Genomic DNA, 21,028 nt, shown 5'->3' with positions numbered 1-21,028 from the left:
GGGCACTGTGCCGGCACTCAGCCGCGGCGGGTGTCGGCGAGCAGCCTGGTGTTCGGCTCACAGGCGGCACACGGCGTGAAGCCGAGTTCGACCGCCTCGCCGACGGGTAGTGGTTCGGTCTCCCGATCCCGCAGGAATGGGCAGTCGGCGAGGTGGTAACGCGGCCGGCCGTCGACCACCAGCACGTCGTCGGCCATCCGGGCGAGCCGGGCCGCGTCGGCGGGGGCGACGTACTGCTCTGCCGGCTCGTCCGGGAACGGATCCTCGTCGAACACGTCGGCGGCTTCGGTGCGGCCCGTGACCCGTGGCCCGGCTTCCTCGGCCGGTTGCCGCCGGCCGGGGTCGTCGGTGCTCATCGGGTCGGGCCCACCGTGGTGACGCTGGCCGCCCTGATGGGGGACCAGCACCTCGACCGGCGCGTCGAGCCCGCCCGCGGTGTCGTCGAAGTCGAACCGGTCGGGCCGGTCGGACCGCCGCCGCTCGGTGCCGCGAGCGGCGGCCGCGGCCCGGCGAGGGTGCGGTTCACCGACACCCTCGCCACCGGCCAGCGGGAGCGACTCCTCGTCCGAGTCAGCGGACCCGGCGCGGATGGCGGCCGCCTGGCGGGCGCCCACCACCAGCGCGACGGCAGCCAACAGGCTCGCCGCGATGGAGGCGATCAGCAGCACGCTCGAGCCATTGGCCAGCCCGAGCACGAGCAGCGTGACCGCGACGAGGATGAGCAGGAGACTTCCGACTATCACGGCTCACCCCTCGCCGCATCGTTTCCAACTGTTGTGTGTGGTGCGGGCCGAACCGTACGAGTTGGTCAGCGCCCGGCTTCGAGCGCGCCGGAGCGGCTGCCGCCGTAGGAGTTGGCCAGTCCGGCCGCGGCCAGGCTCGCGGATCCGCCACCGGACCGATTGCCGTCGGTCCGGGTCATCTCCGCTTCGAGACCCTGTCCACGTCCGTCGAGGTCCCGCAGCTGGCTCTCCAGGTACGCCTTGAGCCGGGTGCGGTACTCACGCTCGAACTGCTTGAGCTCCTCGATGTGCTTCTGCAACGCGGTGCGCTTGGCGTCCAGGCCGCCCATGGCCTCCTGGTGGCGCTGGCGCGCGTCCCGCTCAAGGGCGTCGGCCTTGGCCCGCGCCTCGCGGGTGACCTCCTCGGCCTTGGAGCGCGCGTCGGAGAGCAGCTTGTCGGCCTCGCGACGGGCGTCCGACACGTGGTCGTCGGCCGTACGCTGCGCCATCATCAGCACCCGCAGTGCCTGCTGCTCGCCATCGCCGCCCGCGACCGGGCCACCCTGCGAACGCACCTGCTCCAGCTCGGCCTGCATCGCCCGGGCGGCCTGCTCGGCCGCCGCCTTGTCGCGCTGCACCCGGTCGAGCTGGGCCTTGACATCGTTCAGCTCTGCGGCCAGTCGGGGATCGGCACCCGGGCCGGCTGGAGCGCCGCCACGACCGCCGCGCTCCACCTGGGCGCGAAGCTCATTGTTCTCCTCGATCAGACGGGCGAGCTCTCGCTCGACCTCGTCCAAGAAGGCGTCGACCTCCTCCTCGTCGTACCCCCGCTTGCCGATCGGCGGCTTCTTGAAGGCGACGTTGTGTACGTCAGCCGGGGTCAGCGGCATCGAAACTCCTCGGGTCAGTTGCGGCCGCGTAGCGCGCTGGTCACCAGGTTGTTCACCCGTTGATCAACGGCCTTAACACGAACTCCATCAGCACGAACAGGATAACCAGGAGCACAAGGGAGGCCAGGTCGATGCTCACGGTACCAATTCGCAACGGTGGGATCACACGCCTCAACGCCTTGAGGGGCGGATCAGTGACGCTCCACACCGTTTCGAGTCCTGCCGATGCTCCGCGACCCGGCTGCCAGCGGCGCCCGTACTGCAGCACGGCTCCCAGGACAAATCGGGCCAAAAGAACCAGCAAAAAGATGTAGAGGATCAGGTACAGGACTTGGAACAGGATCGAAGACACGGCAGGCGAGATCCCTCGGTCGGGCTAACTCAGGCTGAAAAACCCACCCTCAGCGATCTTGGCCTTGTCCTCCGCGGTGACCTGGACATTAGCCGGTGAGAGTAGGAACACCCGGTTGGTCACGCGCTCGATCGTACCGCGCAGCCCGAAGGCCAACCCGGCGGCGAAATCGACCAATCGGCGGGCATCGGCCTCATCCATCTCGGTGAGGTTGATGATCACAGGGACACCATCTCGGAAGTGTTCGCCGATGGTGCGGGCCTCACGGTATGTGGTGGGGTGCAGCGTCGTGATCTGGTACCGCTGGTCCTCCTCCGGCGCCACCCGCTCGCGCATCTGCACCTGCGGTGCGAGCGCCAGGTTGTCACGGGTGTGGTACGTCAGCGCGGAGGACGGCTCGGCGGAGTTGGGTCGGGTGATGGAGCGGACACTGGCTCGCTCGGTCCGCTCCGGACGGTCGGCCCGCTCCTGACGGTCAGCGTCGGACCGGTCCAGGTCACCGGACCGGGTGCCCGCACGCTCCGACATCCGACCGCCACGGTCCGTGGCCCGGGAGCGCGGCACGGCCGGCGGCTCGTCCGGCTCGTCGTCCTCGTCGGAGAACTCCTCGGCGTACCGGCTCTGCCGGTAGCGCGAGTCGCCGCGGTAACCGGCCTTGTTGTCGTAGCCGTCGTCGTAGGCCCGCTCGTCATCCTCTTCGACCAGCCCGAGCCAGACTCCCGCCTTGCGCAGTGCACCCATCGCCGCGCCCCTCCGTCCGCCGTGCGACACGCCCCCCGTGTCCATGCCACTGTCACGCGCGTGAACACTGCAGTGCCCACCGGTCCGAGACCGCTCGCCGACGACCGGTGTCCCGGTCGTCCCCCCAACCCCCCGATGGCGGTGAGTACGCCTCAAACAACACTGTTGTAGTTTGGTGTCCGTTGCCAGGCTACCGCAGCGTGGAACGCATTCCGAGCAACGCGCTACCGACGCGCACATGTGTCGCGCCGTACGCGATCGCCGCCTCCAGGTCACCGCTCATGCCGGCCGACAGCAGCCCCGCCGTCGGGTGGTCGACCCGGAAACCGGCCGCCACCTCGGCAAGTCGCGCGAACGCCCGCTCCGGCTCCCAGCCCAGCGGCGCCACCGCCATCAGCCCGGCCAGCCGCAGTCCGTCCTGCCGGGCGATCTCGGCGGCCACCGGTGCCAGGCCCCGGTCCACATCGGCGCTGTCCGGCAGCGCCCCGCCCCGGTCGGCGTCGCCATCGAGGCTGACCTGGACCAACGCGCCCAGCGGGGTGTCCCGGTGCCGGTCCGCGGCGGCGGCCAGGGCGCCCGCCAGACGCACGCTGTCCACCGAGTGGACCAGGTCGGCGTACGTGACCACCGAACGGGCCTTGTTGCGCTGTAGCTGCCCCACGAAGTGCCAGCGAACGTCCACTCCGACGGCCGCCACCTCGGCCGCCTTCGGCGCGGCCTCCTGGTCCCGGTTCTCGCCCATCTCCCGGACACCGAGCCCGGCCAGCAACAGGACGTCACTGGCCGGGTACGTCTTGGTCACGGCGATCATGGTGACCGCGTCCCGCGTACGGCCGGCAGCCTCGGCCGCGTCCGCGATCCTGGTCCTGGTCCGGGCCAGGCTTGCCGCGAGTTGCGCACGGCGGTCGAGCTGCGCCGCGCTGGCTGGTGCGTTCATCGGGCCGGCTCAGGAACCGTTCTTGAGGAAGTCCGGCACGTCCACGTCGTCGAAGAGCACCCGGCGGGTCGACTGGGTCGGCGCGGGCGGCGTGCTCTGGGTGGTCGACGCCGAACCGTGCGCGACGGCGGGCTGCGCCTGCGGCTGCGACTGGCTCACCTTGCGCGGCGGCTCGGCCGCCTTGTACGAGGGCGTACCGCCGTCGAACCCGGCCGCGATCACGGTGACCCGGACCTCGTCGCCGAGCGCGTCGTCGATGACCGCACCGAAGATGATGTTGGCGTCCGGGTGGGCCGCGTCCGTGACCAACTGGGCCGCATCGTTGATCTCGAACAGACCGAGGTCCGACCCGCCGGCGATGGAGAGCAGTACGCCGCGCGCGCCGTCCATGCTCTGCTCGAGCAGCGGGCTGGAGATGGCCGCCTCGGCCGCTTCCACGGCCCGGTTGTCACCGCGCGCGCTGCCGATGCCCATCAGCGCGCTGCCGGCGCCGCTCATCACGCTCTTGACGTCGGCGAAGTCCAGGTTGATCAGACCGGGTGTGGTGATCAGGTCGGTGATTCCCTGCACACCGGAGAGCAGCACCTGGTCGGCCTGGCGGAAGGCGTCCATCATGCTGATCCCGCGGTCACCCAGGGCGAGCAGCCGGTCGTTCGGGATCACGATCAGGGTGTCGCACTGGTTGCGAAGTTCTTCTATTCCCGCCTCGGCCTGCACCTGCCGGCGCTTGCCCTCGAACGAGAACGGACGGGTCACCACGCCGATGGTCAGGGCGCCGAGCTTGCGGGCGATGTTCGCCACCACCGGCGCGCCGCCGGTGCCCGTACCGCCGCCCTCACCACAGGTCACGAAGACCATGTCGGCGCCCTTGAGCACCTCTTCGATCTCGTCGCGGTGGTCCTCGGCGGCGTTCTTGCCGACGTCCGGGTTGGCGCCCGCGCCGAGCCCCCGGGTCAGCTCCCGGCCGACGTCGAGCTTGACGTCGGCGTCACTCATCAGCAGGGCCTGGGCGTCGGTGTTGATCGCGATGAACTCGACGCCCTTGAGCCCAACCTCGATCATCCGGTTGACGGCGTTGACGCCGCCGCCACCGATGCCGACGACCTTGATGACCGCCAGGTAGTTGTGCGGAGGTGTCATCGGGGTCCTTTCCCTTCGAGATTGGCGGCGCCGGCCCGTCACGCGGCCCGGCTGGACCATGGTCGACATCCACCCCGGTACAAGCGGGCGAAGGAAACCCTAACCCTCTACTAGAGAGTTATAGTTATGTCAACCACTGATCTTCTCCGGGCAACGTAAGCGCCCGTGCGTCGTCAACCAAGGACCTACGCGGCGTGTCGCCACGCCCGTCCACAATCGGTCAACCGCGCCCACGAACGATGCGGCCCACCGGAACCGGCGGCACGCGCCCCGGACCGGGGGTGCCCCATCGGGCTCAGCGGATGGTCACCACGTCCGGCGAGCTGACGTCGATCGTGTCGCTGTCGCGGCCCAGCAGTGCGGTGGCCACCGTCGCCTTGGCGTCGCTGCGGGTCGAGTCGCCCCAGACCACCGTGCGGCCGCCACGGAGCTTGACCAGGATCCGCGCCGGCCCCTCCACCGCCACCTCGACGAGCTGCTCGCGCAGCTGCGGGGTCAGCGCGGCCAGCACCTGCAGCGCCGCCCGGGTCGCGGCGTCGTCGCGCCCCGGCGAGACGACCCGGGCCAACGGCAGCTCGGCCGGCCGCTGGGGCAGCGTCCGGAACACCACGCCCGCACCGTCGACCACCGCGAACTGCCGGCCCTGCGGCACCACCGCCACCGGGGTCCGCTCGACCACCTCGACCAGCAGCGTGCCCGGCCACCGCCGGGACACCGTGGCCCGTTCGACCGGCGGCAGCTCAGCCACCCGGTCGCGGACCTCGGCCAGGTCCACCCGGGCCAGTGGCAGCCCGGCCGGCACCCCGGCCGCGGCGCGTACCTGATCGGGGGTGGTCAGCGCGGTGCCGGTCACCCGCAGCTCGCCGACCCCGAGCAGCGAGGTGCCGTAGACGACCCAGGTGACCAGGGCCGCGAGCACCAGCACCACGCCGACGCTGGCCCAGGGCAACGCGGCACGCAGCCGGCGCTGCCGGGCCCGGCGCATGAAGCGCCGGGCCGACGGGGGTACGGCGTCGGTGCCCGCCCGGACCAGCCGCCACCGCCGCTCGGCGCCGCCCCGGCCGGTCGAAGCGGGCCCGGCGGACGCGCCGGAACCCGGTGCGGCGGGACGGCCCCGGGGCGGCGTACCCGGCGTCACGCGCCGGTTGGAGTCGATCCGGCCGGGCCCGGCGCCACAACCGCGTCCCGACCGGCGTCGGCCGGGGCCGGCTGGCCGGCGAGCGCGGCGAGCAGCTCGTCGCCCATCAGCGAGATCGGCGGCGCACCCATGGTCACCACCACGTCGCCCCGGCCCGCCCGGCGGACCACCTCGGCCGGTACGTCCGCCCAGGACTCGAGGAAGATCTTCCGCTCCGCCGGCAGCGGAACGGCCGCGATCAGCGCTGCCGCGCCCTCCCCCGGCTGGCGTACCTCACCGGGGCCGAAGACCTCCAGCATCACCACCTCGTCGGCGATGCCGAGCGCGGTGGCGAGCTGGTCCTGCAGATCGCGGGTGCGGTAGACCCGGTACGGCTGGAAGACGACGATCAGGCGCCCGTCGGCGGCCACCTCCCGCAGCGTCTGCAGCGCGGCGGTCATCGAGGTCGGGTGGTAGGCGTACTCGTCGTAGACCAGCACCCCGCCGACCACACCCTTGCGCTCGAACCGTCGGCGTACGCCGGGGAACGTGCCGAGGGCGGTCACCGCCGCCGACAGCGGCAGGCCCAGCTTCATCGCGGTCAGCACCGTCGCGGCGCTGTTCAGGGCGAGGTGCCGGCCGGGCATCGGCAGCTGGATCTCGCCCAGCGACACACCGTCCAGGGTGGCCAGGTAACGCGCCCCGGCGGCTGAGGAAGCCACCTCGGACAGTCGCAGGTCGGCGTCGGCCGCCAGCCCGTACGTGTAGACCGTGCGGCCCTCCGCGCGCAGCGCCTCGGCCAGCCGGTGGGTGCCCGGGTCGTCGGCGCAGGTGACCACGAACCCGTCCGGGTCGGTCAGCCGGGCGAACTCGCCGAAGCCGGCCTCCAGCCCGGCGTAGTCGCCGTACGTGTTGAGGTGGTCCTCGTCGATGTTCGTGATGATCGACACGTAGGGCCGGTAACGCAGGAACGAGCGGTCGCTCTCGTCGGCCTCGGCGACGAAGTACTGCCCGCTGCCGTGGTGGCCGTTCGAACCGGCCTCGGAGATCTCGCCACCGATCACGAACGACGGGTCCTCGCCGGCCTGCTGGAGGATCAGCGTCAGCATCGAGGTGGTGGTGGTCTTGCCGTGGGTGCCGGCGACCGCGATCGTCCGCCGCCCGGTCATCGCCGCGGCCAGCGCCTCCGACCGGTGCAGCACCCGCAGCCCGCGCCGATGCGCCTCGACCAGTTCCAGGTGGTCCTGCGGGATGGCGGTGGAGTAGACCACCGTGTCCACCCCGTCGAGGTTGGCCGCGTCGTGACTCATGTGGATCGTGCCGCCGAGAGCCCGCAGGGAGGCCAGCGCCGGCCACTCCCGCAACTCGCTGCCGGAGACGGGAATGCCCCGGGTGAGCAGCAGTCGGGCCACCCCGCTCATCCCGATCCCACCGATCCCGATCAGGTGTACGGTCCCCAGGTCCTCGGCGGCGACCGTACCGGCCAGACTGGACTGCGCGGTGTTCATAGGACCAACCTTCTCCTTCGCGGTCTGCCCGGTCACCGGGTCACCGCCTCGTAGACGAAGTCCAGCAACGCCTCGTCGCCGTCACGCCGGCCGTAGCTCGCGACCGCGGCGCTCATCGCGGCCAGCCGGCGCGGGTCACGGGCCAGCGGCAGCACGTTCTGCTCGACCCAGCCCGGGGTGAGTTCGGAGTCGTCGACGAGCAGTCCGCCGCCGGCCTCGACCACCGGCAGCGCGTTGCGCTTCTGCTCCTGGTTGCTGTGCGGGTACGGCACGTAGATCGCCGGCAGCCCGATCGCGGCGACCTCGGCGACCGTCATCGCACCGCCCCGGCAGAGCATCAGGTCGGCGGCTGCGTAGCCGAGTTCCATCTCGGACAGGTACGGCAGCGTCACGTACGGGACCGGCAGGTCACTGGGGACCGAAATGCCCTCGTTGCGGGCACCGATCACGTGCAGCACCTGCACCCCGGCGCGGGCCAGTTCCTTGGCCGCGCCGGACACCGCCAGGTTGATCGAGCGGGCGCCCTGCGAACCGCCGGAGACGAAGAGGGTGGGCAGGTCGGGCCGGAGCCCGAAGTGCGCCCGGGCGGCGGCCCGCTGGGCCACCCGGTCCAGCCCGGTGATGCCCCGGCGCAGCGGTACGCCGACCACCCGCGCGTCGCGCAGCGACTCGGCCTGCTGCGGCTGGTGCGGGAAGCCCACCGCGACGTGCTTGGTGAACTTCATGCCGAGCCGGTTGGCCACGCCCGGTGGCACGTTCACCTCGTGGATCACGATCGGCAGTTCCCGCCGCCAGGCGGCCAGGTACGCCGGCACGGAGACGTACCCGCCGAAGCCGACCACCACGTCCGCGCGGACCTCGTCGAGCACCTTCCCGGCGGCCCGGGAGGCCTTCAACATCCGGTCGGGGGTACGCAGCAGGTTCAGGTTCATCGACCGGGGCAGCTGGTACGCCGGGATCTGGCGCAGGTCGTACCCGTGCGGGGGGATCAGCTCGTTCTCCAGGCCACGCGGCGTACCGACGCAGGTGATCCGTACACCGGGGTCGTGACGGCGCAGGCAGTCGGCAAAGGCCAGCAGCGGGTAGATATGCCCCCCGGTGCCACCTCCGGCAAGCACAACCGACCGCAGCGGACCCATCAGCGTCTCCTCTCGTTCGCCGAGCCGGCACGCTCCCGTGCCGCCCGACCACCCGGCGCCCGACCACCGTCCGGCCGGGCCTGCCCGTCGCGCCGCTTACCCGATCGGGACTCGGCATCACGGGCGGCAGCACCGGGACTCGATCCCGTGCGCCGGCCCGTGGAAAGCGGCGGCAACGGGGCCCAGACTAGTCGTACCCATCGGGCCGGCGGGCGGGCGTTCAGCGCTCGGGCGGCATCCGGTTCGGCGCGGGCGAACGAGGCGAGCATGCCGATCGCGGCGAGGGTCACCACCAGGGCACTTCCGCCGTCGGAGATGAACGGCAGCGGAAGACCGGTGATCGGCAGCATCCCGGTGACCCCGCCGACGTTGATGATCGCCTGGGTGACCAGCCAGGTGGTCGCGGCGGCGGCCGCGAGGCGCCGGAACGGGTCGTCGACCCGCCGGGCGATCCGCAACCCGCTGTACGTCAGCACGGCGAACAGGGCGAGCACCACCGCGCACCCGACCACGCCCAGTTCCTCGGCGACGACCGCAAAGATGAAGTCGTTGTGCGCCATCGGCAGCCAGTTCCACTTGCCGGTGCCGCGGCCCAGCCCGACGCCGAACCAGCCGCCGTGGTCGATCGCGAGCAGCGCCTCCCGGGCCTGGTAACAGGCATCCTCGGCGCAGTTCTCCGGCGGGTTCAGGAACGAGGTGAGCCGCAGCAGGCGGTAGTTGTCGGCACCGGCGGTGCCCGACCCGCCGCCACCGGAGGCGGCGGCGACCAGCAGGCCGACCCCGGCCAGCCCGAGCATCGACAGGGCGGCGAAGACCCGCATCCGGACCCCGGCCGCCCAGAGCAGGCCGACCACCACGGCGAGCAGGCAGAGCATGGTGCCGAGGTCGTTGTAGCCGACCAGCAGGAAGAGCAGGCCGACCACCGGGAACAGCGGCAGCGCGAGTTCGCGCCAATAACCCAGTGCGGCGCCCTTGCGGGCGATCAGGTCGGCGCCCCACAGCACCAGGGCGAACTTCGCCAGTTCCGAGGGCTGCACCTGGACCGGGCCCAGGTGCAGCCAGTTCAGGCTGGCCATCAACGGGCCGAGCTTGCCCTCCTTGTCCTCGGGATTCCCGTACGGGAACAGCAGCAGCAGTCCGTTGAGCACCAGCAGCAGGCCCACCGCCAGGGCGAGCACCGGCCGGCCCAGGGCACGGAAGGTCCGGGCCGGCAGGCGTTGGCAGGCCCAGAAGGCGACCAGCCCGATCACCGCGAAGACGGCCTGCTTGGTCAGCGCGCCGAAGGCGTTGCCGCCCTCGGCGTACTCGGTGACGCTGGTGGCGGAGAAGACCATGGTCAGCCCGATCACCAGCAGCAGGCCGGCGCTGGACAGCAGCAGGTAGTAGGAGGCCAGTGGGCGGTCCAGCAGGCCCCGCAGCGCGGCCAGGCCGCCGGCCAGGTCGAGGTCCGATCGGTTGGCACCGACCGACCCCGGCCGCGCCGGACCCGGTGCGGCCGATCCCGTCGTACGTCCGGTGGCGGCCGGCTGCCGCGGCTGCTCGCCCGTCATCTCGCCGGTCCCCGGGTCCCACCCAGCGCAGTCATCGGCCCATCATCGACGCATCCCGCACCGGCTCACCGCAGGCGGACGGTCGGCGTGTCGGATCCGAGTCGGCTACCCGACGGCACCGACGGGCCGGAGTACGTGTGGGACCGCCCGGTCGACCGGGCGGTCCCACACGTTGCCGGGCCGGGTGTCGACCCGGCGACGATCAGCCGACCGCGGCGAGGAAGTCGCTGTAGAACAGGCCCAGGGCGATCGCGACCCCGATCCCGGCGATGATCCAGAACCGGACCACGATATTGACCTCGCTCCACCCGGCGAGTTCGAAGTGGTGTTGCAGCGGGGACATCCGGAACACACGTTTGCCCGTGGTCCGGAACGAGATGATCTGGATCACCACCGACATCGTGATGATCACGAAGAGGCCGCCGATGATCGGCAGGAGCAGCACCGTACGGGTGGACATCGCCATGCCGCCGATCAAGCCGCCCAGGCCGAGCGCGCCGGTGTCACCCATGAAGATCCGCGCCGGGGAGGTGTTCCACCACAGGAAGCCGACACAGGCCCCGGCCGCGGCCCCGGCTATCAGGGCTATCTCCAGCGGATCGCGTACCTCGTAGCAGTAGGTCGAGGGCCTGATGTTGTAGGCGGGGTCGGCGCACCAGTGCCGGTACTGCCAGAACGCGATCAGCGCGTACGCGGCGAGCACCATCACCGAGGCGCCGGTGGCCAGACCGTCGAGCCCGTCGGTCAGGTTCACCCCGTTGGTCGAGGCCATCACCACGAAGATGAAGATGATCACCGAGGCGACCTTGCCGACCTCGAGCGCGTTGATGTCCCGGATGAAGGAGAGCGTGGTGCTGCCGACCGTCTCGAGGTTGGTCGGCACCCCGTTCTTGTCCTCCATGGTGCTCGGGAACATCAGGGCGATCACCCCGAACACCGCGCCGACCAGGATCTGCCCGAGCAGCTTGCCGCGCTTGTTCAGCCCGGCGCTGTTGCGCTTGCGGACCTTCAGGAAGTCGTCGATGAAACCGACCGCACCGGCGAAGACCATCAGGCCCAGCAGGACCAGCGCGGTGATGGTCGGCTGCACCTGGGCGATCTGCTGACCCGGCAGCGTGGTCAGGGCCAGGTGACCGGCGACGTACGCGATCACCGTGGCGATGATGAAGACCACCCCGCCCATGGTGGGGGTGCCCTTCTTGCCCTGGTGCATCACCGGGCCGTCAGACCGGATCGGCTGTCCCGCCTTCAGCCTGGTGAACACCTTGATCGCCAGCGGCGTACCGAGGAGCGACACCAGGAAAGCCACGCCGATCGCGACGATGACCGCCCTCACGCGTCAACCCCTTCGGTCCCGTTCCCGGTCCCCGTCGTGGCATCGGCGCGCAGCGCGTCGACCACCTCCCAGGTGCGGTAGCGCGAGCCCTTCACGAGGACCACGTCGCCCGGGCGCAGTTGGGCCCGTACCGCGGCCACCGCCTCCGCCTGATCGGTCACCAGCACCGACACTCCTCCCCAAGTACCTACCGCCGACGCCCCGTGGTGGATCGGCGCCGCCGAGTCACCAACCACGAAGAGCCGGTCGACACCCAGATCGGCCGCGAGCCGGCCGACCTCATCATGTCCCTGCTGCTCGAACTCGCCAAGCTCGGCCATGTAGCCGAGCACCGCGACGGTCCGGCGGTCCCGCCCGAACTCGGCCAGCGCACGCAGCGCCGCCGACATCGAGGCGGGATTCGCGTTGTACGAGTCGTCGATGACCGTCACGCCGTCGGGGCGGTCGAAGACGTCCATCCGGCGGGTCGAAACCAGCCGCAGCTCACCGAGCGCGGTCGCCAGGTCGGCCAGCGGCAGCCCGACCTCCAGTGCCACGGCAGCCGCCGCGAGCGCGTTGCCCACCTGGTGGCGACCGGACAGCCCGAGTCGTACCGGCACGCTCCCGTTCGGCGTGACCAGGAGGAACGAGGCCCGGCCCCGGTCGTCCAGGGTCACCCCGGTGGCGCGTACCTCGGCGTCGGCGGCCTCGCCGACCAGCACCACCCGCGCGGTGGTCCGCGACGCCATCGCCCGTACGCGTGGGTCGTCGGCGTTGAGCACCGCGACCCCGCCGTCGGCCGCGGCCGGCAACGCCTCGACCAGCTCGCCCTTGGCCTGCGCGATCGCCTCGACCGAGCCGAACTCGCCGACGTGGGCCACCCCGACGTTGAGCACCACGGCGATCCGGGGCGGCACCACCCGGGTCAGGTAACGCACGTGCCCGGGGCCCCGGGCGCCCTTCTCCAGCACCAGGAAACGGGTCTGCTCGTCGGCCTGCAACGCGGTGTACGGATGCCCCAGCTCGTTGTTGAACGAGCCGGGCGGGGCCACCGTCGGACCGAGCCGGGAGACGAGCTGCGCGACCAGGTCCTTGGTGCTGGTCTTGCCGGAGGAACCGGTCAGCCCGATCACGGTCAGCTCGGGCAGCCGGTCCACCACCGCGCGGGCCAGCGGCCCCATCGCGGTGAGCGCGTCGGCGACCAGCACCATCGGCACCCCGTCGACCTCGCGGGTGCCGAGTACGGCGACCGCACCTGCCTGCACGGCGGCGGCGGCGTAGTCGTGGCCGTCGACGTGCTCGCCGGGAAACGCGACGAACAACGATCCGGGCCGGACCTTGCGGGAGTCGAACTCGACCGGTCCGGTGACCCGGGTCGTCGGGTCGGCACCGACCAGCCGCCCGTCGACCGCGGCGGCCACCTCGGCCAGCGTGAGGGCGATCATCGCTGCTCCACCAGGTGCCCGAACCGGGCGGTCAGCGCCGCCGCCAGCTCCACCTTGTCGTCGAACGGGTGCACCTGCCCGGCGACCTCCTGCCCGCGCTCGTGTCCCTTGCCCAGCACCGCGATCACGTCGCCGGGCTCGGCCAGCCGTACCGCCTCGTCGATGGCGGCCCGCCGGCCGGCCAGTTCCAGGATCCGGGCGCCGTCGCCGACGGCCTGCGCACCGAGGACCACCTCGGCCCGGATCGCGGCCGGATCCTCGGTACGCGGGTTGTCGTCGGTGACGATGACCAGGTCTGCGCCGCGCGCGGCGGCGGCACCCATCACCGGCCGTTTCTGCCGGTCCCGATCACCACCGGCGCCGATCAGGCAGATCACCCGGCCACCTCCCGCGGTCAGTTCACGCAACGCGGCCAGTACGGCGACCACCGCGTCCGGTTTGTGGGCGTAGTCGACCACCCCGCGTACCGGACCGGGCGCCTCGACCAGCTCCAGCCGGCCCGGCACCCCCGCGCACGCGGCCACGCCGGCCGTCGCGGTCGCCGGGTCCACGTCGGCGGCGGCCAGCAGGGCGATCGCGAGCAGCGCGTTGGCCACGTTGTGCCGACCGGGCAGCGCCACCGTCGTGTCCAGCGCCAGTCCGTCCGGGCCGAGGACGGTGAACCGCTGGGCGTAACCCGAGCCGCTGATCCCGGCGGCCCGCCAGGTGGCGTCCGGGTCACCGGCGGCCGAGTAGCTGACCGTGGCCGGCTTGAACAGCGGGCGCAGCGCCTTGTCGTCGAGGTTGAGCACCTCGACGTCGCACCGGCCGTCGAACAGCCGGGCCTTGGCCGCGAAGTAGTCGTCCGCGTCGGTGTGGAAGTCCAGGTGGTCCTGGCCGAAGTTGGTGTAGCCACCGGCGGTGAACCGGACCCCGCCGACCCGCCCCATGGCCAGCGCGTGGCTGGAAACCTCCATCACCACCGCGGTCACCCCCTGCTCCCGCGCGGCGGCGAGCATGGCGTGCAGGTCGGTGGCCTCCGGCGTGGTCCGTACGCTGTCCACCCGCAGGTCACCGAGCCGGGTCTCCACCGTGCCGATCAGGCCGGTGACGTGGCCCGCGGCCCGCAGCCCCGACTCGACCAGGTACGCGGTGGAGGTCTTGCCGGCGGTACCGGTGATGCCGATCATGATCAGCCCGGCGGTGGGCTCGCCGTAGACCGCGGCGGCCACGGTGCCGAGCACCGCGCGGGGGTCCGGTACGACCAGCACCGGGAGTCCGGCGGCGATCGCGGCCGGGGTCCCCTCCGGATCGGTCAGTACGGCCACCGCACCCGCCGCGACCGCCGCCGACACGAACTCCGCGCCGTGTCGGCGTGATCCGGGCAGCGCCGCGTAGAGGTCACCGGGTCGGACCTCGCCACTGGCGTGGGTCACCCCGGTCACCGCCAGGGCGGAGTCGTCAGGCGGTTGGATCCCGAGCCGGTCGGCGAGTTCGCGGAGCCGGATCGGAATCACCGTGCGTGGACGTGGATTGCCGGGCACGGCGTCAGACCCTACCGGGTCGAGGGACCCGCACCACACAGCCGCCCCGGTGGTTTGCCCGCACCCACCGATGATGTCCCGTATTGGCCGGTCAGCGGGGATAGACAACAAACTTCGGCGGTTTGGTCCCCGTTTGGGGCACGCGGTAGTGGGTCAGGGCGAAGTTCATGATCTTCTTGAACACCGGGGCGGAGACGTCGCCACCGCCACCACCCGGGGTGTACGCGAACACCGCGACGACGTACCGGGGTTGCTCCGCCGGGGCCATGCCGATGAACGAGGCGACCTCGCCGGGGGCGTACGAGCCGTTGAGCACTCGCAAGCCGGTGCCGGTCTTGCCGGCCACCCGGTAACCGGGGACCGCGCCCTTGACTCCGGTGGCGTCCGGCACGGTCACCACCGCCTCCAGCATCTCCCGTAACGCGGCCGCGTTCTCCGGGCTGATCACCTGCCGGGTCTGCGGTGCGGGGGCAGGCTTGCGGGTGCCGTCGGGCGCGATGGTTTCCTTGACCAGGTGCGGCTGGATCCAGGTGCCGTTGTTGGCGATCGCGGCGTACGCGGCGGCCATCTGCAGCGGCGTGGCGTCGACACTGTGCCCGATCGGGATCGACCCGTACGAGCTGGCGCTCCACTGGTCCGGCGGGAGCACCCGGCCGGTGGCCTCGCCCGGCACCCCCTCACCGGTCGCCTCGCCCAGCCCGAACTTGCGCTGGTAGTCGTAGAGCTTCTGCGGGCCCAACCGGTCCGCGATCTTGATCGTGCCGACGTTGGACGAGTAGGCCAGGATGCCGGGCAGGCTCATCTGGGCCTGCTTGACGCCGGGCGGCAGCAGGTGGGTGTCCTCGAAGCGTTTGCCGCCCTTGTTGATGGTGTTGTTGACCGTGATGGTGTCACCGGGCTTGATCACGCCCTCCTGCAACGCCGCCGCGAAGGTGATCGCCTTGTGCACCGAGCCGGGGTCGACGACGAAGCTGGTCGCCGCGTCCTCCCGGTCGGTCGGCTCGCTCTTCTTCCAGTCGGCCGCGCTGTAGGTGGGGTGGCTGGCCTGACAGAGGACCGCACCGGTCTTGACCTCGATCACCAGGGCGGCGGCGACGGTGGCCTTCTCCTCCCGGGCGGACGCGCTGAGCATCCGCTGGCACTCGTACTGGAGGTCGCGGTCGATGGTCAGCCCCAGCGAGCTGCCCGGCTTGGCCGGAGTGATCTTGTCGTAGCCGCCGGGGATGGGGCTGTTCAGATCGCCCCGACCGGCCTCGTAGACCCGCTTGCCGTTGACCCCGCGCAGCAGTTCGTCGTACCGGGCCTCGATGCCTTCCAGCCCGGTCATGTCCTCCCCGATGAAGCCGATCAGGTTGGCTGCCAGATCGCCGCCGGGCACCTCCCGCCGCTCGTCCTGGCCGGTGTTGATGCCCTCCAGGTTGAGGTCCATGATCTTCTTGGCGGTGTCGATCTCGACCCCTCGGGCCAGGTACTGGAACTGGGAGACGAAGCCGTCCGGGGTCTTCTTCTTGGCCAGGTCCGCCATCAGGGTGGAGCGCGGGATGCCCAGCAGCGGCGACAGCTTGTCGGCGGTACCGGCGGGGTCCGTCACCAGGCTCGGGTCGGCGTAGACGTAGCGGGCCTCGACGCTGTGCGCCAGCACCGCGCCGGAGCGGTCGTAGATCGCACCCCGCGGGGCGGCGAGGATCACCGGCCGGAGCCGGTCGGTGACGCCGCCCTCGGCGTACGCCGGGGTCTGCACGACCTGCAGCACGATGAGCCGGATGCCGATGGTGGCGAAGAGGGCGAGCGCGAGCAGGGTGCCCAGCCGGAGCCGGCGGCGCGAGTCGGCCAGCCGGGGCGGTTGCTTCGGCTTGCGCGGCAGCCGACGCGGTGCGGTGCCGGGCCGGGCGGAACTGCCGGCGGTGGCGGTGCGGCGCCGGGGCGCGGGGACCGGCTTGGCGACGTCGGAGGCGCGGGCGGCGCGTGGTTGCACCGGACGCCCGGTGCCGGCTCCGCGCACGGTGGTGGGCTCGGGAGCCTCGCGCCGGGTCCGTCCACCGCCGGTCCGGCCGCCGTCGAGCACCTGCAACGCGGGCCGGAACGGGTCCGCCGAGCGGGTGGACCTGGGCGTACGGCGCAGCTCGGGCGCGTCCCGCAGGGTACGACCCCGAGGGGTGTACGCCCGCGCGCCGGAGATCCCGCCGAGGCCCTGCTCGCCGTCGGCGGCGCTGCCCCGGCCGGTGCCCCTCGCCGAGGCATCCCGGTTGGTGCCGCGTCCGGCGGCGTCCCGGTTGGCACCACGTGCTCCGGTGTCCCGCTCCGAGCCGGCCTGGGACGAACCGCGCCGGGACGCTGACCCGTCCCGGCGCGGTTCATCGGAGCGTGGCGACACGCTAACCCCCCGCGTTCTGCTGACTGGTGATGGCCGGCTGACCCCCGGCCGGCTGCGGTACGCCGATCACCCGGCCGTCGGGCAGCCGGATGAAGGCCGGCGGACCGGACTCCACCAGGCCCAGCTTGCGGGCCTGGGCGACCAGGTTGCCCGGTGCCTGCGCGTCGGCGATCTCCTTGTCCAGCTGCTGCTCCTGGAGGTCGAGCGTGGCCTGCTGTTTCTCCAGCTTGTCCAACCGGATGGCGTTCTCGTTGATCTTGGTGTTGACCACCAGCACCCCGAGCACCCCACCGACGACGACCGCCAGGATCAGCCCGACGAAAGGCGCCCGCGGCACGCTCACCGGCATCGGCGGAGCGACCCGCAGCCGCGGCGCCTCGACCCGGCCGCTACCGGCCGGGTGTGCCTCCCGGGCCCGCGCGGCCGCGCCGTCGGCCCGGTCCGCCCCCGCCGGATGCGCTACCCGGGCCCGCTCGCGTGCCCGCTCGGCGTGGTCCCGTGCCGGCGACAGCTCCGGGGCACGGAGCGCGGCGCTGCCCTGGGTCGGAAAACTCCCCTGCGCCGGAAACTCGCGCGCCCCCCGGGCACGAGTCTGCTGACCCGGCACCGACCGGGCCGTCCGGGTGGTCCGCTCGGTCGTCGCCCGCTCCGCCACGGTCCGGCCCCCCGACCGTGGTGTGCGCTGCTCCGCGCCGGTGTGGTCCCGGTGGTCGCGCTTGTTGACGTTCATGATCCCTCCCCCTCTACTGCCGTCCCGCCTTCGTCCCCTGGCCCCGATGGCCCCTTCTCCCGGTCCACGTTGGACCGTCCCGGCGCCACGGCACCGGGGGCGTGCAATGCCTTCACCCGTCGACGGGGCCGTTCGCGGTCGGCCCGCCTGCTCTCCGCCGGCCCGGTCGCCCGGTCCGGATCGATCCGTTCCGCTGCCCGCAGTCGCACCGAGGCGGCCCGCGGATTGGCCGCCACCTCCGCCTCGCTCGGCAACTCCGCGCTGCGGTTGAGCAACCGCAGCGTCGGGCCGGTGCCGGGCAGTTCGACCGGCAGGTCGACCGGACCCGTGCTCCGGGCCCGACCGGCGAACGCCTGCTTGGTGATCCGGTCCTCCAGCGAGTGGTACGACAGCACCACCAGCCGACCGCCCACCGTGAGCGCGTCCAACGCGGACGGCAACGCTGTCTCCAGCGCGGCCAGCTCCCGGTTTACCTCGATCCGCAACGCTTGAAACGATCTTTTCGCCGGATGCCCACCGGTACGACGGGCCGCCGCCGGGATCGAGTCCCGAACCAGTTCGGCGAGGAACGCCGAGGAGGTGATCCGGGACCGCTCCCGCTCCCGGATGATCGCCGAGGCGATCCGCCCGGCGAACCGCTCCTCGCCGTAGAGCCGGAGCACCCGGGCGAGTTCACCGTGCGAGTAGCTGTTGACGATCTCCTCCGCGGTCACCCCACGGGTCTGGTCCATCCGCATGTCCAGCGGCGCGTCCTGGGCGTAGGCGAACCCGCGGTCGGGCGCGTCGAGTTGCAGCGACGACACCCCGAGGTCGAACAGCACGCCGTCGACCTCGGGATAACCGAGCCGGTCGAGCACGTCGGGCAGCTCGTCGTAGACCGCGTGCACCAGGTGGATCCGGTCGGCGTACCGGGCCAGCCGGGCCCGAGCGTGTGCCAGGGCCTCGGGGTCACGGTCGAGCCCGATCAGGATCGTCCGCGGGTACGCGGCCAGCACCGCCTCGGCGTGGCCGGCGAGGCCGAGCGTCGCGTCGACATGGACCGTACGGTCGCCCCGGTCCAGCGCGGGGGCGAGCAGCTCGAGACACCGCTCAAGCAACACCGGCACGTGCGTGCCGCGCAGCTCCCCCATGTCGACCCCCACTGACCGGCTTCCTTCTCTGTTCACGCCTGTATGCTGTCAACCGCTCGTCATACCGCCAGATCCCCATCCGCTCTGGCCCGTCGACCCGCCCCTGGTAAGGGCCGGTCAGCGGATCGCGCGCCTGGCACCGGGGAAGAGGCGCCAGGAACAGGAGCGGCTGGAGATCTCGCAGTACGTCGGGCGTGTTGGCCCGCCCTACAGCCCGCCGGGCAACACCCCCTCCTCGATGTCGGCGAAGTCGTCTTCGCTTTCCGCGAGGTAGGTCTCCCAGGCGCGCTTGTCCCAGATCTCCACCCTGGTGCTGGCGCCGATGACCACCAGCTCCCGGTCGAGCGCCGCGTATTCCCGCAGGTGGCCCGGAATAGTCACCCGGCCCTGCTTGTCCGGCACCTCGTCGTGCGCGCTGGCGAAGAACACCCGGCTGTACGCCCGGGCGGCCTTGTGCGTCATGGGCTGCTCGCGCAGCTGATCCGCGATCCGCTGGAACTCGGGCGTCGGAAAGACGTACAGGCAGCGCTCCTGCCCTTTCGTGATCACGACACCTCCCGCCAGCTCGTCCCGGAACTTGGCCGGAAGAATCAGCCGGCCCTTTTCGTCCAGGCGCGGGGTATGAGTGCCGAGAAACACGGCTCAACCCCCTCGCCCTTGCAGCGGCGTTCGCGGCGCCGCTGTCCCCCGGGCCGGCGGGCCCTCCCGGCCCCACCATTGGGCCCCACTCTACTCCACTTCCCTCCACCCGCAACCGGAAACGCAGGGAAACCACGACGGTGTCATTCGCAAAACTGCACGTCAGAGGGGGTGGTGCGAAGTGGAGGGCGCTCGCCCGCCCTCCCGGCGTCCGCTTTCCGACAAAGATCAAAAGCGACCGCGAGTACGCCCGCCCCCGTACTCGCCACGCGCTTTCGAGTGCCGTTGCGCCGACCATCACCGCCGCATCGCGCGCGCGAACCCGCTCCGGGGAGGAAAGTGGGGAGAAAGGTGGAGGGAGAAAAATGGTGGGGCGGAAAGTGGAGGAGTCGGTCGGCGGCCTCGCCGGCCAGGCCGAGCGGTCGCCCGCGACCGAACGCCTCGTGCGACGGTCTGGGCACCGTCGCTGTCCGGTAACCTCGCTCGCGTGACGGACGCGAGAATGCCCCTGCGGGCGAAGGTGGCCAGCTCCGTGTCGCGTACGGCGGCGGCGCTGTCCCGGGCCGCCGGCCGCGGCGACGGCTCGGTGATCGGCGGCTGGATCGGCCTGAAGATCGACCCGGACCTGCTGGCGCACCTGTCGGCCGGCCGGGCCATCGCCCTCATCTCCGGGACCAACGGCAAGACCACCACCACCCGACTGACCGCCGCCGCCGTGGGCGTCCTCGGCCCGGTGGCCACCAACTCCTTCGGCGCCAACATGCCCAGCGGGCACACCTCCGCGCTGGCCAAGGCGGGCAACACCCCGTACGCGGTGCTGGAGGTCGACGAGCACTACCTGGCGCAGGTCCTCGAGGCCACCGAGCCGCACGTGGTCGCCCTGCTCAACCTGTCCCGGGACCAGCTCGACCGGGCCAAGGAGGTCAGCATGATGGCCCAGCTCTGGCGGTCCGCCCTGGTGCGGTACCCGGAGCTGCGGGTGGTGGCCAACGCCGACGACCCGATGGTGGTCTGGGCCGCGACCCCGCCGGAGAACCGCAGCGGGGCGCTGAAGACCCCGACGGTCACCTGGTTCAGCGCCGGTCAGCGTTGGCACGACGACTCGTGGGTCTGCCCCGAGTGCGGCTCGCCGATCGAGCGGGCCCAGGACCAGTGGTGGTGCACCGGCTGCTGGCTGCGCCGACCCGAGCCGCAGTGGGTGGTCGAGGACGACGGTGTGCTCGACCCGTCCGGCGCCTGGCACAAGGTGGTGCTCCAGCTCCCCGGCCGGGTCAACCTCGGCAACTCGGCCACCGCGCTGGCCGTGGCCGCCGAGTTCGGCGTACGGCCGGCCGACGCGGTGAGCCGGCTCGGCGGGGTCGCCTCGGTCGCCGGCCGGTACGCCCAGGTCGTCCGCGACGGGCGCAACATCCGGCTGCTGCTGGCGAAGAACCCGGCGAGCTGGCTGGAGGCCTTCGACATGGCCGACGAGGCGCCGACCCTGCTGTCCATCAACGCCCGCGACCCCGACGGGCTGGACACCTCGTGGCTGTTCGACGTGGACTTCGCGCCGCTGCGCGGCCGGCAGGTGCTGATCACCGGCGACCGGGCGTACGACCTGGCGGTCCGGTTGGACGTGAACCAGGTGCCGTTCCGACACGTACAGACCTTCACCGAGGCGATTTCGGCGGTACCGCCGGGACGACTCGAGGTGATCGCGAACTACACCGCCTTCCAGGACATCCGAGCGGAGTTGGACCGTGTCAACTAACTCGTACTTCCCGGTCGACCGGCCCA

Annotated in this window: 18 protein-coding genes; 1 reads left to right on the top strand and 17 read right to left on the bottom strand. The window is 71.8% G+C overall.

All coding sequences use genetic code 11. The annotated features are described in order from the left end of the window. Nucleotides 1-17: 17 nt before the first annotated feature. The 17 genes from AB0J90_RS19135 to mraZ all read right to left on the bottom strand — a co-directional run bounded on the left by AB0J90_RS19135 (nt 18) and on the right by mraZ (nt 19,252). A complete protein-coding gene (locus tag AB0J90_RS19135) occupies nt 18-743 on the bottom strand; it encodes a hypothetical protein (RefSeq protein ID WP_363597515.1) in 726 nt (241 codons plus the stop codon). A gap of 65 nt (nt 744-808) precedes the next feature. Next, the gene (locus AB0J90_RS19130; RefSeq protein WP_121155746.1) at nt 809-1,612 is read right to left on the bottom strand and encodes a DivIVA domain-containing protein; all 804 of its coding nucleotides are present in this window, start codon (nt 1,610-1,612) and stop codon (nt 809-811) included. Between the two features lie 52 nt (nt 1,613-1,664). Next, nucleotides 1,665-1,964: a YggT family protein gene (locus tag AB0J90_RS19125; RefSeq protein ID WP_363597513.1), complete on the bottom strand. Its 300-nt coding sequence runs from the start codon at nt 1,962-1,964 to the stop codon at nt 1,665-1,667. A 24-nt stretch (nt 1,965-1,988) separates the two neighbouring features. Next, nucleotides 1,989-2,705, bottom strand: coding sequence for a cell division protein SepF (gene sepF / locus AB0J90_RS19120; RefSeq protein ID WP_363597511.1), 717 nt, complete (start codon nt 2,703-2,705; stop codon nt 1,989-1,991). A gap of 190 nt (nt 2,706-2,895) precedes the next feature. Continuing rightward, nucleotides 2,896-3,642, bottom strand: coding sequence for a YggS family pyridoxal phosphate-dependent enzyme (locus AB0J90_RS19115; protein ID WP_363597509.1), 747 nt, complete (start codon nt 3,640-3,642; stop codon nt 2,896-2,898). A 9-nt stretch (nt 3,643-3,651) separates the two neighbouring features. After that, a complete protein-coding gene (ftsZ, locus tag AB0J90_RS19110; RefSeq protein WP_326556771.1) occupies nt 3,652-4,782 on the bottom strand; it encodes a cell division protein FtsZ in 1,131 nt (376 codons plus the stop codon). 295 nt (nt 4,783-5,077) lie between these two features. Further along, complete coding sequence (locus AB0J90_RS19105) at nt 5,078-5,815, bottom strand: FtsQ-type POTRA domain-containing protein (RefSeq protein ID WP_363597779.1); 738 nt, start codon at nt 5,813-5,815, stop codon at nt 5,078-5,080. A gap of 101 nt (nt 5,816-5,916) precedes the next feature. Continuing rightward, nucleotides 5,917-7,407 (bottom strand): UDP-N-acetylmuramate--L-alanine ligase, encoded by a 1,491-nt coding sequence (gene murC, locus AB0J90_RS19100; RefSeq protein WP_363597507.1) that lies wholly within the window; start codon nt 7,405-7,407, stop codon nt 5,917-5,919. A gap of 32 nt (nt 7,408-7,439) precedes the next feature. After that, nucleotides 7,440-8,546, bottom strand: a complete 1,107-nt coding sequence (murG, locus tag AB0J90_RS19095; RefSeq protein WP_363597505.1) for an undecaprenyldiphospho-muramoylpentapeptide beta-N-acetylglucosaminyltransferase — start codon at nt 8,544-8,546, stop codon at nt 7,440-7,442. Further along, complete coding sequence (locus tag AB0J90_RS19090; protein ID WP_363597777.1) at nt 8,546-9,973, bottom strand: putative peptidoglycan glycosyltransferase FtsW; 1,428 nt, start codon at nt 9,971-9,973, stop codon at nt 8,546-8,548. The genes murG and AB0J90_RS19090 overlap by 1 nt, the downstream gene beginning before the upstream one ends. A 325-nt stretch (nt 9,974-10,298) precedes the next feature. After that, nucleotides 10,299-11,432: a phospho-N-acetylmuramoyl-pentapeptide-transferase gene (gene mraY / locus AB0J90_RS19085; protein WP_363597503.1), complete on the bottom strand. Its 1,134-nt coding sequence runs from the start codon at nt 11,430-11,432 to the stop codon at nt 10,299-10,301. After that, complete coding sequence (murF, locus tag AB0J90_RS19080) at nt 11,429-12,856, bottom strand: UDP-N-acetylmuramoyl-tripeptide--D-alanyl-D-alanine ligase (protein WP_363597501.1); 1,428 nt, start codon at nt 12,854-12,856, stop codon at nt 11,429-11,431. Before murF ends, mraY begins: the two co-directional genes overlap by 4 nt. After that, the gene (locus tag AB0J90_RS19075; protein ID WP_363597499.1) at nt 12,853-14,379 is read right to left on the bottom strand and encodes a UDP-N-acetylmuramoyl-L-alanyl-D-glutamate--2,6-diaminopimelate ligase; all 1,527 of its coding nucleotides are present in this window, start codon (nt 14,377-14,379) and stop codon (nt 12,853-12,855) included. The genes murF and AB0J90_RS19075 overlap by 4 nt, the downstream gene beginning before the upstream one ends. A gap of 91 nt (nt 14,380-14,470) precedes the next feature. Continuing rightward, on the bottom strand, nt 14,471-16,753 hold the full coding sequence (locus AB0J90_RS19070; protein WP_363597497.1) for a penicillin-binding transpeptidase domain-containing protein: 2,283 nt from the start codon (nt 16,751-16,753) through the stop codon (nt 14,471-14,473). A 1-nt stretch (nt 16,754) separates the two neighbouring features. Beyond that, nucleotides 16,755-17,483, bottom strand: a complete 729-nt coding sequence (locus AB0J90_RS19065; protein ID WP_363597495.1) for a hypothetical protein — start codon at nt 17,481-17,483, stop codon at nt 16,755-16,757. Further along, nucleotides 17,480-18,613 (bottom strand): 16S rRNA (cytosine(1402)-N(4))-methyltransferase RsmH, encoded by a 1,134-nt coding sequence (gene rsmH, locus AB0J90_RS19060; RefSeq protein WP_363597775.1) that lies wholly within the window; start codon nt 18,611-18,613, stop codon nt 17,480-17,482. The genes AB0J90_RS19065 and rsmH overlap by 4 nt, the downstream gene beginning before the upstream one ends. 207 nt (nt 18,614-18,820) lie before the next feature. Continuing rightward, nucleotides 18,821-19,252, bottom strand: a complete 432-nt coding sequence (mraZ, locus tag AB0J90_RS19055) for a division/cell wall cluster transcriptional repressor MraZ (RefSeq protein WP_121155776.1) — start codon at nt 19,250-19,252, stop codon at nt 18,821-18,823. A 502-nt stretch (nt 19,253-19,754) separates the two neighbouring features. Between mraZ and AB0J90_RS19050 the strand changes: the two genes are divergently transcribed. Continuing rightward, nucleotides 19,755-21,002, top strand: coding sequence for a MurT ligase domain-containing protein (locus tag AB0J90_RS19050; RefSeq protein WP_363597773.1), 1,248 nt, complete (start codon nt 19,755-19,757; stop codon nt 21,000-21,002). The last annotated feature ends 26 nt before the right edge of the window (nt 21,003-21,028 follow it).

Source organism: Micromonospora sp. NPDC049523 (assembly GCF_040676775.1).
Classification (GTDB): Bacteria; Actinomycetota; Actinomycetes; order Mycobacteriales; family Micromonosporaceae; genus Micromonospora_G.
This window is presented reverse-complemented; position numbering and strand designations above follow the sequence as displayed.